The 13218-nt window shown below is 31.9% G+C and carries 12 protein-coding genes and 1 other RNA gene; 2 read left to right on the top strand and 11 right to left on the bottom strand.

The genetic code is table 11. The annotated features are described in order from the left end of the window. Positions 1-47 precede the first annotated feature (47 nt). The 6 genes from Q4528_RS05015 to Q4528_RS04990 all read right to left on the bottom strand — a co-directional run bounded on the left by Q4528_RS05015 (position 48) and on the right by Q4528_RS04990 (position 3908). Positions 48-686, bottom strand: coding sequence for an SDR family oxidoreductase (locus Q4528_RS05015; protein ID WP_017637987.1), 639 nt, complete (start codon positions 684-686; stop codon positions 48-50). 125 nt (positions 687-811) lie between these two features. Continuing rightward, a complete protein-coding gene (locus Q4528_RS05010; protein WP_017637986.1) occupies positions 812-1948 on the bottom strand; it encodes a THUMP domain-containing class I SAM-dependent RNA methyltransferase in 1137 nt (378 codons plus the stop codon). Positions 1949-2134: 186 nt separating this feature from the next. Beyond that, positions 2135-2515: RNase P RNA component class B (gene rnpB / locus Q4528_RS05005), an RNA gene on the bottom strand. A gap of 127 nt (positions 2516-2642) precedes the next feature. Next, on the bottom strand, positions 2643-2987 hold the full coding sequence (gpsB, locus tag Q4528_RS05000) for a cell division regulator GpsB (protein WP_017637985.1): 345 nt from the start codon (positions 2985-2987) through the stop codon (positions 2643-2645). A 10-nt stretch (positions 2988-2997) separates the two neighbouring features. After that, complete coding sequence (locus tag Q4528_RS04995) at positions 2998-3564, bottom strand: SLOG family protein (RefSeq protein ID WP_017637984.1); 567 nt, start codon at positions 3562-3564, stop codon at positions 2998-3000. An 11-nt stretch (positions 3565-3575) separates the two neighbouring features. Next, positions 3576-3908 (bottom strand): DUF1798 family protein, encoded by a 333-nt coding sequence (locus Q4528_RS04990; RefSeq protein WP_017637983.1) that lies wholly within the window; start codon positions 3906-3908, stop codon positions 3576-3578. 322 nt (positions 3909-4230) lie between these two features. Between Q4528_RS04990 and recU the strand changes: the two genes are divergently transcribed. Together recU and Q4528_RS04980 are read left to right on the top strand one after the other, a co-directional pair. Then, positions 4231-4857 carry a Holliday junction resolvase RecU gene (gene recU, locus Q4528_RS04985; protein WP_017637982.1) on the top strand — a complete coding sequence of 209 codons (627 nt, stop codon included), beginning with the start codon at positions 4231-4233 and terminating at the stop codon, positions 4855-4857. Then, positions 4854-7094 carry a transglycosylase domain-containing protein gene (locus tag Q4528_RS04980; protein ID WP_303520740.1) on the top strand — a complete coding sequence of 747 codons (2241 nt, stop codon included), beginning with the start codon at positions 4854-4856 and terminating at the stop codon, positions 7092-7094. The genes recU and Q4528_RS04980 overlap by 4 nt, the downstream gene beginning before the upstream one ends. Positions 7095-7237: 143 nt before the next feature. Here the strand turns inward: Q4528_RS04980 and Q4528_RS04975 are convergent, their stop codons facing one another. The 5 genes from Q4528_RS04975 to Q4528_RS04955 form a co-directional block, all read right to left on the bottom strand. Beyond that, a complete protein-coding gene (locus Q4528_RS04975) occupies positions 7238-7567 on the bottom strand; it encodes a YpoC family protein (RefSeq protein ID WP_046466865.1) in 330 nt (109 codons plus the stop codon). A gap of 5 nt (positions 7568-7572) precedes the next feature. After that, positions 7573-8232: an endonuclease III gene (gene nth / locus Q4528_RS04970; RefSeq protein ID WP_017637979.1), complete on the bottom strand. Its 660-nt coding sequence runs from the start codon at positions 8230-8232 to the stop codon at positions 7573-7575. Continuing rightward, positions 8225-8908: a DnaD domain-containing protein gene (locus tag Q4528_RS04965; protein ID WP_017637978.1), complete on the bottom strand. Its 684-nt coding sequence runs from the start codon at positions 8906-8908 to the stop codon at positions 8225-8227. The genes nth and Q4528_RS04965 overlap by 8 nt, the downstream gene beginning before the upstream one ends. 187 nt (positions 8909-9095) lie before the next feature. Beyond that, the gene (gene asnS, locus Q4528_RS04960; protein WP_046466693.1) at positions 9096-10388 is read right to left on the bottom strand and encodes an asparagine--tRNA ligase; all 1293 of its coding nucleotides are present in this window, start codon (positions 10386-10388) and stop codon (positions 9096-9098) included. Between the two features lie 110 nt (positions 10389-10498). Beyond that, complete coding sequence (locus Q4528_RS04955; RefSeq protein ID WP_303520737.1) at positions 10499-13195, bottom strand: ATP-dependent DNA helicase DinG, 3'-5' exoribonuclease type; 2697 nt, start codon at positions 13193-13195, stop codon at positions 10499-10501. Positions 13196-13218: the final 23 nt, after the last annotated feature.

Genomic DNA, 13218 nt, shown 5'->3' with positions numbered 1-13218 from the left:
AAATATTATCATATATATTACTCAAAACCTATGAATTTAGGGAAGGATTATTCGAACCAAGCTGGTTTGTCGCCTTCAGTGCCTGGCTTGAATACACCAATATTCTCTTTTGAATGTAAATCAGGGTGTTTTGCTATTTGTACTGCTAAGTTTGCGACACTTTTTCTAGATACTTCAGTTCCTTCGAATTGGCCATCTTTTGTAGTGATTTCATAAATGTTTTCATTTTTATCAGTTAACCAACCTGGTCTAATAATTGTATAATCTAAATCTGATTGTTCAATTGTATCTGCAGCTTGACGATATAAATTAAGTTTCTCGCCAAATTGTTGTTTGTTCCATTCATTAAATGGTTCAGGTAATTCATCATAGATTCCTGGGGCAGCAATTAAAATTAAACGTTTAATTCCTTTTGCATCCATGGCTTTTACAATCGTTTCAGCATGACGATTAAGTGAACCAGATGTTCCAGTGAATACGATATCGATATTATCTAATGCTTTCTCTAAATCGCTTTGATTTTTAGCGTCACCTTCAAATACAGTTACTCTGTTTGAACCATAATCTGGAATACGGTGTGCATTTCTTAAAAATAGATTTACATTAAAATTTGAGTTTTCTAAGAAAATTTTAGTTGCTTCAATGGCCACTCTACCATTTGCTCCAATAATTAAAACATTCTTCATATATATTACTCCTCTCATCTATTGATTATATTATTTATTAATTTCATCAGTAATTTAAATTTAAACACTCTCAAAACAACTTTACTATAGTTGCAATGAGAGTGCTAATGAACTGTTTGATTAATTTAATCTTTCGTTTGAGGTTTCTTACCCCAATATTGATAATAAGTACATTCAATATAACCGTTAAATAACTTACGACGTTTTGTTGCTTTTTTATTTACTAAAAACTCATATTCTTTATTACTTGTTAAGATATAAGTAGATAGATATGGGTGTTGTTTCATCAATGTACCCATATAACGATACATTTCTTCTACTTCTTCTCTATCGCCGATACGTTCACCATATGGTGGGTTACCAATTAAAGCGATAGGTTCTTCACTATCAATCGTTAATGTATTGACGTCTTTAACGTTGAATTGAATGATATCTGATAAGCCAACTTCTTCAGCGTTACGTTTAGCGATTTCAACCATTTCTGGATCAATATCAGAAGCGTAAACTTGAATCTCTCTATCGTAATCAGCTTGCTTATCAGCTTCATCTCGCATCTCATCATAAATATTTGGTGGCATGATATTCCATTCTTCAGATACAAAGTCTCTATTAAACCCAGGTGCAATGTTTTGTGCAATTAGACATGCTTCGATAGCAATAGTCCCTGAACCGCAGAACGGATCAATTAATGGTGTATCGCCAGTCCAATTGGCTAATTTAATTAAACTTGCAGCTAGCGTTTCTTTAATTGGCGCTTCACCTTGAGCTAAACGATAACCTCTTCTGTTTAATCCAGAGCCAGATGTATCAATTGTAAGTAATACATTATCTTTTAAAATAGAAACTTCTACTGGGTACTTAGCCCCTGTTTCATTTAACCAGCCTTTTTCATTATATGCATGTTTTAGACATTCAACGATGGCTTTTTTAGTGATAGCTTGGCAATCTGGCACACTATAAAGTGTTGATTTTACACTGCGTCCTTGCACTGGAAAACTCCCTTGTTGGTCAATAATTGTTTCCCATGGTAATGATTTAGTTTTTTCAAAAAGTTCATCAAATGTTGTGGCTTTAAATTGCCCCATAACGATTTTGACACGGTCTGCTGTACGTAACCATAAGTTACATTTAACAATAGCACTTTCGTCACCTTCAAAAAAGATACGACCGTTTTCTACTTGTGTTTCATAGCCTAATTCTTGTATTTCTTTAGCTACTACTGATTCCAATCCCATTGGACATACTGCTAATAATTGAAACATGCATTGTTCTCCTTTAGATTCATTTGATTTATGTTTATTTTAACAAAGATACTTTTAAAGTTTAATCATACATAGTCATTTATTTTTATAAAGTGAATTAAAATATTTTGGGTAAAATTGATTTAAGTAAATATATCATTAAAAAAAGCTCTCCGTTTGATGGGAGAGCTAAACTAGTTGTGATATTTCTGTAAGCCATGTTCTGTTCCATTGTACTCTAAACGTGCACTAGCCACACTGGTACGTTGGTGGTAACCATCTGTCTACCATAACATTTAAAATGTTAGTGTCTCGTTTATACGTTGAATTCCGCTAAACAAGTGCTCCTACCTAATTTGGATTGCTCACTCGAGGGGTTTACCGCGTTCCACCTTTTATATTTCTATAAAAGCTACGTCACTGTGGCACTTTCAAACTATTCTAACCCTATTCAAAGAACGTAGGTTATTTCGTTGCCGTCAAATTAATGCCTTGATTTATTGTTTCATCAAGCACGAACACTACAATCATCTCAGACTGTGTGAGCATGGACTTTCCTCTATATCACTATAGCGATTACCCAAAATATCACCTTTGAGAGTATAACATAAAAAAGGGTCTAGACAAAGCCTTTTAAAATTTAAGTCCCCATCTAAATGGAAACAAAGTGTCACGCTCACACTAATAGAAAGCTTTGTCTAAACCAATTCAAATATTATTTACCAAATACTGCTTTTTCTAAGTTAGAGATACGTTTTAAAATATCTACATTGTTTGATGATGCGTTGTTGTTAGAACCATTTGAAGAAAAGTTTTTATTCTCTTGTGGTCTAGTTGTCGCAACACGTAATCTTAATTCTTCAAGTTCTTTTTTTAATTTGTGGTTTTCTTCTGAAAGTTTTACAACTTCATTATTCATGTCTGCCATTTTTTGATAATCTGTAATGATATCATCTAAAAAAGCATCTACTTCTTCTCTTCTATAGCCACGAGCCATAGTTTTTTCAAAATCTTTCTCATAAATATCTTTTGCTGATAATTTTAATGAAACATCTGACATTTTTTCCACCTCATTCGAAACTTTGATCTTGAGACCACTGCAAGTCGTTGATGAAGTCAGTGAGTTCATCAAACGTCACAATATCACAAGTATAGTTTGTTTTTTCCATAAAATCAACTAACATAGATTTAAAAAATTTAGGACTTGCTTCTTGTTCTTCATCGTATATTAATAAAGTTTGATCAGTATGGTCTAGCATAAATTGGTCGGTTTGTTTAAATTGAAACGGTCCCTGATACTCAGAATGAAAAACACTTTCAGTAAAATCAGCGTTATTAATAATATTCATGTACTTAGCTTGATTTTGTTCATTCCATTTAGATGTATGTCCCTCGAAAGGCGTTATCACACCTAGTTTAAGTTCGGGGTATATTTCTTTTAATTCAATAACAACATCTGCAGTCCATAATTCAATGCCCATCTGACCTTGTATTAATACCCATTCCAAACCTTCATCTAATAACTGTTCAATTTTATGTTTAATAAATTGCTTTAGATAGTAAACTTCTGGAGCATCATCTTTAAATATATTTAATTCATAAGATTTATATCCAGTGATATAAACAGTTTTAACCATAATTTCCCTCTTTAAACATTATATTTTAAAATATTATTCAAATCATATTGTACAGCTTTAATTTTTTCTGTAAAAAGCTTTCGACTTGTTCGTTTAAAATGGCATTCTACGGAAAGTTCTTCAATATTTTTAAATAATAAATCAACTTTCTTCTTGTTCATATATGTAGTATTAACGAGTGATTGTTCATAGTTTCTCAGTTGATTGAGCTGTGTATCTATATTTCGAACATATGGTTCTACAACTTTATGAAAATCTTCGTCTTCCTCTTTTTCTCTAACTCGTTCATATTTTTGGCCCATATGATTGACTTCTAATATTAAATTTTTAATGATATCTAACATCTAGTAGCCTCCTACATTATTAATCTATCATATTGTTTATCCCCCGTCATACGTGACGTATTGTTTTTATAGTTATAAATTGCACGTTAAATAAAAAAACTACCTGTTTACTATGCTTTATATAAAAATAAACGTGTTAAATAAGCATACAAAGGAAATAAATGTGTCTATTTTTATTGTTTATTTAATGAAAGCACGTTAAAATAATGTTTGATGTATTTTAGGTTAGTGAAAAATGCATTAATTTTATAAAAGTTTGGTTAATTGTAAAATCTTGTGTATAATAATCGCAGTTTACTACCAGACTTGTGTGGTGAAATATATGAATTATCCTAATGGTCAACCATACAAAGAAAATAAGACTTTGGACGGACGCAAATCGTCATCATACTCAAGTAATATTGAATATGGTGGACGAGGTATGTCACTGGAAAAAGATATTGAGCATTCTAATGCTTACTATTTAAAAAGTGGCATCGCAGTCATTCACAAGAAACCTACTCCTGTACAGATAGTCAATGTTCACTATCCAAAACGGAGTAAAGCTGTGATAAATGAAGCTTATTTTCGTACGCCTTCAACAACAGATTATAATGGTGTCTATAATGGCTATTATATCGATTTTGAAGCAAAGGAAACGAAGAATAAAACTTCTTTCCCCTTGAATAATATCCATGATCATCAAGTTGATCATATGAAGAACACATACCAACAACGAGGTATTGTTTTTTTAATGATAAGATTTAAATCACTTGATGAAGTTTATCTATTACCCTATTCTAAATTTGAATTCTTTTGGGATAGATACAAAAAAGATATTAAAAAATCGATAACAGTTGAAGAAATACGAAAAAATGGTTACCATATTCCTTATCAGTATCAACCTAGATTGAATTACCTCAAAGCAGTTGATAAGTTGATATTAGATGAAAGTGAGGACCGCGTATGACGGAAAACAAAGGGTCTTCTCAGCCTAAAAATAAAGGCAATAATGGGAAGTCCGACGAAAAAAAGAATAGAAATGTGAAGAGAACGATTATTAAGATTATTGGCTTTATGTTTATTGCCTTTATTGTTCTATTGTTACTCGGTATCTTACTATTTGCATATTACGCATGGAAAGCACCTGCATTCACTGAATCTAAGTTAGAGGATCCTATCCCTGCTAAGATTTATGATAAAAACGGTGACTTAGTTAAGACGTTAGATTATGGTCAACGTCATGAACATGTGAATATCAAAGATGTACCACAAAGTATGAAAGATGCCGTCTTAGCTACAGAAGATAATCGCTTCTATGATCACGGTGCTTTGGACTATAAACGTCTATTCGGTGCAATAGGTAAAAACTTAACTGGTGGATTTGGGGCTCAAGGTGCTTCTACCTTAACTCAACAAGTTGTTAAAGATTCATTCTTATCACAACAAAAATCTATCGGTCGTAAAGCTCAAGAAGCTTACCTTTCATACCGATTAGAACAAGAGTACAGTAAAGATGAAATATTCCAAGTTTACTTGAATAAAATTTACTACTCTGATGGTGTAACTGGTGTTAAAGCTGCTGCTAAGTATTACTTTAATAAAGACCTTAAAGATTTAAACTTAGCTGAAGAAGCTTACCTAGCCGGCTTACCTCAAGTACCAAATAATTACAATATTTACGATCATCCTAAACAAGCTGAAGATCGTAAAGACACTGTATTATACTTAATGCATTATCATCATAGAATAAGCGATAAAGAATATGAGAAAGCTAAGAAAATCGATGTTAAAGCTAACTTAGTTCAAAGAAGTGATAAAGAACGTCAAAATACTACAGAAGATAAAAACCCAGAGTTAGCATCTTATGTGAACTTTGTTAAATCAGAATTAATGAATAACAAACACTTCAAGAAAGAAAACTTAGGTAACGTTCTTCAAAGTGGTATTAAGATCTATACAAATATGGATAAAGATGTTCAACAAACGCTTCAAGATAAGATTAACAATGGTAGCTTCTACAAAAACGATGACCAACAAGTTGGTGCTACTATCTTAGATAGTAAAACTGGTGGTTTAGTAGCCATTTCTGGTGGACGTAATTATAAAGACGTCGTTGACAGAAACCAAGCTACAGATCCACATCCTACTGGTTCATCATTAAAACCATTCTTAGCTTATGGTCCAGCTATTGAAAACATGAATTGGGCAACTAATCATGCTATTCAAGACGAATCTTCATATCAAGTAGACGGTTCAACATTCCGAAACTATGATACGAAGAGTCACGGAACTGTCTCTGCATATGATGCATTAAGACAAAGTTTCAACATCCCTGCCCTTAAAACTTGGCAACAAACTAAATCTAGCGCAGGTAACGATGCACCTAAGAAATTCGCATCTAAAGTTGGTTTAGATTACGATGGTAAAATTGGACCATCTGAAGTACTTGGTGGTTCTTCATCAGAATTCTCACCAACTCAATTAGCATCTGCATTTGCTTCATTAGCAAATGGTGGTACTTATAACAATGCTCATTCAATTCAAAAAGTTGTTACTCACGATGGTGACACTATTGAATATGATCATACTAGCCATAAAGCAATGAAAGATTCTACAGCCTATATGTTAGCTGAAATGCTTAAAGGTACATTTAAAGCCTATGGTTCAGCTTATGGTCACGGCGTATCTGGTGTTAATATGGGTGCTAAAACAGGTACTGGTACTTACGGTGCTGAAGTTTATAGTCAATATAACTTACCTGATAATGCAGCCAAAGATGTTTGGATCAACGGATTCTCACCTCAATACACTATGTCAGTGTGGATGGGCTTCAACAAAGTTAAAGAATACGGAACTAACTCTTTCGTAGGACATTCTGAACAAGAATATCCACAATATCTATTTGAAGAAGTCATGTCAGACATTTCTTCAAGAGATGGTAAAGACTTTAAAAAACCAAGCTCAGTTGAAGGTAGTGACCCTGATTCATTATCAGTAAAAGGACATTCAGATAACGATACTACTAATAGAAGCGTGCATGGTAGCAGTGGTGCTTCAACATCTTCATCTAGTAGCGGATCATCTTCAAGTGATTCAAGTAGCTCAAGTAGCTCAAATAGTTCAAATAGCAGTTCCCAACAAAGTGGAAATGCCCTAACTCGTCTATTTAGCTTTAACTCAATATTTAATAATAAAGCTTCATAATATAGACGAAACGCCCAAATCCTATTTAGGATTTGGGCGTTTTTTTGTTTTTATATAAATTAAAAAGCACCTACTAGCTATATTAGCCAGTAAATGCCATAATTCCATTATTAGTAAGAAATACTTAACAAATCACAATACATTTATTGGTTTCTTTTTTTACGAATTTGGTACGAAGCATTCATTTTTATTAATTCGGATTTTAATGTTTTCATTTGTCTATAACCCATAAAATGATATTTTCTTGCTAACATGTATTGATAGCGCTCACCAAAATTCATAGGAACAACTGGATAGTTATCCAGCTCATTTAGATTTAACTCGTTGATTTCATTAATTTGTTTAAAATAACTTATAATCATATCGAAATATGCATCTATAACTGGTTTTGCTTCTGCTGATTTTAATTGTTTTTGGCTTGCGAATTGATCGAGTTGTTGTTCTAATTCTTCAAAGTCTTGTTTAGTAATCAAATGTTTCACGCTTCTTTCAAACTTGCTTTGTATCTTTTCTGACCTTCTCTACAATCTTTGAACAATGGGCAAATATCACACTTTGGCTTACGAGCGAGACAATGATATCGACCAAAGAAAATAAGTTGATGATGGCTTTTATTCCAACGGTCTTTTGGTATGACAGAACAAAGTCTATCTTCAACTTGTCTTACATTATCTTTCCAACGATTAATACCTAAACGTTTAGAAACACGTTCTACATGTGTGTCTACAGCGAGTGAAGGTTCATTAAAAGCGACACTCATTACGACATTTGCAGTTTTACGTCCAACGCCAGCTAAACTTTCTAATTCTTGATGTGTTTGTGGAATCTTCCCATCAAATTGATCAAGTAAAGATTGGCAAAGTTTTTTGATATTTTTAGCTTTATTTCTATATAATCCAATGGAACGAATATCCTGTTGTAATTCTTCATCACTTACATTTAAATAATCTTCTGGTGTTTTATATTTGGCAAATAATGAACGAGTAACTTTATTAACTAATATATCGGTACATTGCGCAGATAAAAGTACTGCAATTGTTAATTCGAATGCATTATCATGTTTTAGTTCACATTCTGCATCTGGAAACATATCGGCAATTACATCAATCATTTCAAGTGCTTTTTTCTTACTAATCATCTGATTTCTCTCCATTTAACCAATCAAATTTTGGTACTTTCTTAACGGTGTGTTTCATTTTTGGTTTATTAAATTGCTTTCTAATTTCTTTAGAGTCGTCAATTGTTTTGACATTATTTTTCTTCCAATTTAACAATATTCTATCCATATATTTAAAACTTAATTTATTTTGACTATTTGCTTCATCAAGAGCAGCTTGAATAATTGAGATATCATGTTTATCAACATCAATCCATTGGTTCAACGTTTCAATTTCATAAGGTGACAATGGTCTAGCAAAAGTTTGTTCTATCATTTGGAATAATGTTTTAAACTTTTCTTTGTCACTTTGCTCATTGGTATCAATTGTTTGCTTTTTGAGCAATTGACTTAGTTTTTCATAAAAAGGATCTAAATTCATATATTCTGTAAAGCGACCTTCTTCATCTTTATTAACGTTTAATTCTAATAATTCTCGTTGAATTAAATTTTGAATGACTGCAGTAACTTCACGCGGTTGCATCGTAGATCCCTGTTGAAGTGATTCAATGGATGGTTGTTTATTTGATGTTTCTGATGCATAAATAAGTTTGATTAAAATGATTAAATCTTGTTCATCTATGCCTAGTTCACTGTAATGATCTAACAATTCACGACGTATCACAACAGGTCGTGTTTTTAATTGAAACTTGTCCATTGTAGTCCCTCCTATCATTAAAATTTAGACCTTCACTATAAACTGATTAAATAGAAGGATTTTTATGGAAGCCCTTAATAAAATGCAACGTTTTATTATAAGTTAGTATAAGATAAAAATGAACGCCCAGTCTATTTATACGACTGGACTACATGTAATTAATAACTTAAATTTAAATGAATAATGCTTATGGATATAAACGATTTAATAAACGTGGGAATGGTGCTGTTTCACGTACATGTTCTACGCCTGAAATCCAAGCAACCGTACGTTCTAAACCTAAACCGAATCCACTGTGAGGTACACTACCATAGCGACGTAAATCTAAGTAGTAGCTATAAGCTTCTGAATCTAATCCATGTTCATTAATACGTTGTTCAAGTAATTCTAAATCATTGATACGTTCTGATCCACCGATAATTTCACCATAACCTTCTGGAGCAATTAAATCAGCACATAATACAGTGTCTTCATTCTCAGGGTTAGGTTCCATATAGAATGGTTTAATTTTTGTAGGATAATTAGTGATAAATACTGGTAAATCGTAATGATTAGCGATAGCAGTTTCATGTGGTGCACCGAAATCTTCGCCCCATTCAATATCATCAAATCCTTCTTCTTTTAAGAATTTAACTGCATCGTCATAAGAAATTCTAGGGAATGGCGTAGCAACCTTTTCAAGTTTTGATGTGTCTCTATCTAATGTTTTTAATTCTAATTCACAGTTTTTAAGAACAGATTGTACAACGTGTGCAACAAATTGTTCTTGAACTTCTAAGCTTCTTGCATGTTCAGTAAATGCCATTTCTGCTTCAATCATCCAAAACTCAATTAAATGACGTCTTGTTTTTGATTTTTCTGCACGGAAAGTTGGTCCGAAAGAAAATACATATCCGTGAGCCATAGCTGCAGCTTCTAGGTATAGTTGTCCACTTTGTGATAAGAATGCATCTTCATCAAAATATTTAGTATGGAATAATTCACTTGTGCCTTCTGGAGCACTTGCAGTTAAAATTGGTGGATCAATTTTTGTGTAGCCATTATCATTAAAGAATTCATAAGTTGCTCTAATGATTTCGTTTCTAATTTGCATAACAGCATGTTGTTTCTTAGAACGTAACCATAAATGACGGTGATCCATAAGGAATTCAGTACCGTGACTTTTTGGTGTAATTGGATAATCATGAGCCTCATGGATAACCTCGATAGATTTAACTTGCATTTCGTAGCCTAAATCTGAGCGGTTATCTTCAGTGATTGTACCAGTTACATATAAAGAAGACTCTTGTGTAATTTCTTTAGATAAATTAAAAACATCTTCGTCTACTTCTGATTTCACTACTACACCTTGCATAAATCCAGTGCCATCACGTAATTGTAAGAACGCAATTTTACCACTAGAACGTTTGTTAGTTAACCAAGCGCCAATTGTCACTTCTTGGTTAAGATGTTGTTTTGCTTGTTTAATCGTTGTATTCATAACCAGTCTCCTATTATTTTATCTTTTTTCAATACTTATTTATTTTAACAAAATATATTACCAACTTCTACAAGTTGAATTAAAAGTATGTGTATCCTATCACACAACTTTTATTTATCCACTGATTTTTGGATTTGTGATAATAATTTACTAAATTGATTAATGTCACCTTTTTTCTGGCGGTAATGTTCTAATGTTTGTTCAAAGAAACTTTTGTAATTACTATTGATGAGACGATCATCGAATGACACAATTAATCCTTTATCATTTTCATGTCGTATTAAGCGTCCTAAACCTTGTCTGAAACGTGTCACAGCATCAGGTAATACATAATCTTTAAAAGTTGATGTAAATTCAGAATTCATTAACCAATATTTAGCATTGTTTTTATTCATAAACGGTAATTTCGCAATCATGACGCATTTAATACCATTAGCTTGAAAATCAAAACCTTCAAAGAATGTTGAAGTACCTAAAAGAATAGACTTATCAAAGTGGTTAAACTGTTGAACAATTTTATAATTTTGATTTTGTTGTTGTGTTAATATGACATAATCCTCAAATTCAGGCAGTTCATTAAGCATATCTTGAACCATATGCATCATTTTATAACTTGTAAAAAGGATTAAACATTTAGATTCTGTTGTCGTTGTATATTCAATAACATAATTAACAATTGATGCTACATAATCGTCGACATTCTTATAGTTGTATGGTGCGACATCCGACGGAATAAATACATTAGTGTTTTTAGTATTTTGTGATGCTGATGCCACTTCGTACGTATTAAATTTAACATCTTTGTTAAACCAATTTTTAAAGGAGTCAAACGACTGATTAAACGTTAATGTTCCTGAAATAAATGTTAAGGATTTGAATTTATCTAAGACTTGTTGTGTCAAAATATCTTTAACAGCATAATCTTTTACAAGTAAACGAATCGTTGATTTTTGGCTTAAATTTTTAATTGAAATAAAGCTTGTATGATTATCTTTCAAACTTTGTTCTGTTTGTCTAAAACGCTCTTTTAGGTATAATAATTGCTTTCTCATAGTCTTTATAGTTTTGTGACTCATGCCATTAAACACTTCTAATGTTTTGTTTAATTTGTGTATTAAACGATGTAAATCTTTGATAATCTGATCATTGTCAAATTCGTAAACATAATGATATTTGTGTATGTCATCGTCATATACGTCTGCGTTTTGTACAATATCGTAAATATTATTGAACAACTGTTCATTAAGTTCATGAATATCGTTAATATTTGATTTCAGACCAAACACATCTATTGGAGCTATATCTAATTTCTCTAAAATACGTTGTTGTTCTAAATGATCTATGGCTTTTAATAATTTTTCATTTTCATTTTTACCGATAAGCCCTAACTGATATTTAATATCTGCATAGTTTAATTCATTTGTAACTTGATTAAGTGCATAATCAGGTAAGCGATGTGCTTCATCAATAATACAATCGTCAAATAGCTGGTAAATTGAATTTTCAGCATCAGAATGAATTAAATGAGCGTGGTTCGTAACGCCAATTTGGATATTTTGAGCATTGCGTTTGAGGTAATTATAGTAATGAATATCATGACGAACTGGAACATAAGTTTCAATCTTCTGATCGAAATACATTTTTTGTCCGCCTTTTAAGTTCAATTCTTGAATATCACCTGTATCCGTTTCTGTAATCCAAATCAATAATTGCATTTTAAGTATACTAACTTCGTAATTGTTAGTTTCTTCTTTTAAAATTTGGCTTATAAGTCCAAGTGAAATATAGTCATTTTTACTTTTAATAAGTGTTGCGTTGACTTTAAAATTGAGTGCGTTATTTAATGCCGGTATATCTTTTTCTAATAATTGACTTTGTAATAACTTTGTATTTGTTGAAATCATAACATGTCGACCAGTTTCGATATTATACATTAACGCAGCTAAAAGGTATGCTAGAGACTTGCCACTTCCAAGTGGTGCTTCTATCATTGCTTTTTCACCATGCATAAGTTGTTCTAAAATAATTTCTGATAAATAAAGTTGTTGTGGTCGATATGTTAAATCTAATTGTTTAGTTGCTTTTTTATATAGCGTCTTTAATGTGCCATTAAATTCAGTCACAGGTCCTTTTAAATCTACTTGCTTTTTATAAATAATTTGTTCAAATTGACCAAATTGTTGATCTAATGTTGCGGATTTATGTTGTCTTACCATTTCAAATAAAATGTGATATAAATCATATTTTAAGTCTTTACTTAAATAATATAATTGTTTCAATGTATCAAGCGGTAATTGTTCAAACTTTTCAAAGGCTTTAATCATTAAGTGAGCCGTGGTTGTAGCATCTTCATCTGCTCTATGTGCATTTGTTAGAAGGATGTTATGTGCTTCGGCTAATTCACTTAATTGATAGCTTTTATCTGTTGGGAAGGCAACTTTAAATAATTCTAACGTATCCATAACTCGTTTAGGTCGGTATTTGATATTGCAATTTTTAAATGCTTTTTTAATGAAGTTTAAATCAAACGCGACATTATGAGCAACGAATACACAGTCTTTAAGTTGTTGATAAATATCATTAGCAATATCTTTGAAATACGGTGCTTGTTCAAGCATTGTCTCTTCAATTGAAGTAAGTGCTTGAATAAACGTAGGTATTTCTAAATCAGTTCGAATCATTGAATGATATGTGCCTATTATTTTGTTTTGTCGAACGAAAGTAATGCCGATTTGAATAATATCATCGTAATCAAGTTGATTACCTGTAGTTTCTAAATCAACAACTGCATATGTTGCTATTCCCATAGCTATCTCTCCTAGTTTACATT

Source organism: Staphylococcus pasteuri, assembly GCF_030547725.1.
GTDB classification, from domain to species: Bacteria; Bacillota; Bacilli; order Staphylococcales; family Staphylococcaceae; genus Staphylococcus; species Staphylococcus pasteuri.
This window is presented reverse-complemented; position numbering and strand designations above follow the sequence as displayed.

Excerpts from the sequence above, each read along its gene's own strand:
- asnS (WP_046466693.1), bottom strand. The coding sequence starts at position 10,388 with ATGAATACAACGATTAAACAAGCAAAACAACATCTTAACCAAGAAGTG.
- recU (WP_017637982.1), top strand. The coding sequence starts at position 4,231 with ATGAATTATCCTAATGGTCAACCATACAAAGAAAATAAGACTTTGGAC.
- Q4528_RS05015 (WP_017637987.1), bottom strand. The coding sequence starts at position 686 with ATGAAGAATGTTTTAATTATTGGAGCAAATGGTAGAGTGGCCATTGAA.
- Q4528_RS04955 (WP_303520737.1), bottom strand. The coding sequence starts at position 13,195 with ATGGGAATAGCAACATATGCAGTTGTTGATTTAGAAACTACAGGTAAT.
- Q4528_RS04995 (WP_017637984.1), bottom strand. The coding sequence starts at position 3,564 with ATGGTTAAAACTGTTTATATCACTGGATATAAATCTTATGAATTAAAT.
- Q4528_RS04990 (WP_017637983.1), bottom strand. The coding sequence starts at position 3,908 with ATGTTAGATATCATTAAAAATTTAATATTAGAAGTCAATCATATGGGC.
- Q4528_RS04980 (WP_303520740.1), top strand. The coding sequence starts at position 4,854 with ATGACGGAAAACAAAGGGTCTTCTCAGCCTAAAAATAAAGGCAATAAT.
- Q4528_RS05010 (WP_017637986.1), bottom strand. The coding sequence starts at position 1,948 with ATGTTTCAATTATTAGCAGTATGTCCAATGGGATTGGAATCAGTAGTA.
- gpsB (WP_017637985.1), bottom strand. The coding sequence starts at position 2,987 with ATGTCAGATGTTTCATTAAAATTATCAGCAAAAGATATTTATGAGAAA.
- nth (WP_017637979.1), bottom strand. The coding sequence starts at position 8,232 with ATGATTAGTAAGAAAAAAGCACTTGAAATGATTGATGTAATTGCCGAT.
- Q4528_RS04965 (WP_017637978.1), bottom strand. The coding sequence starts at position 8,908 with ATGGACAAGTTTCAATTAAAAACACGACCTGTTGTGATACGTCGTGAA.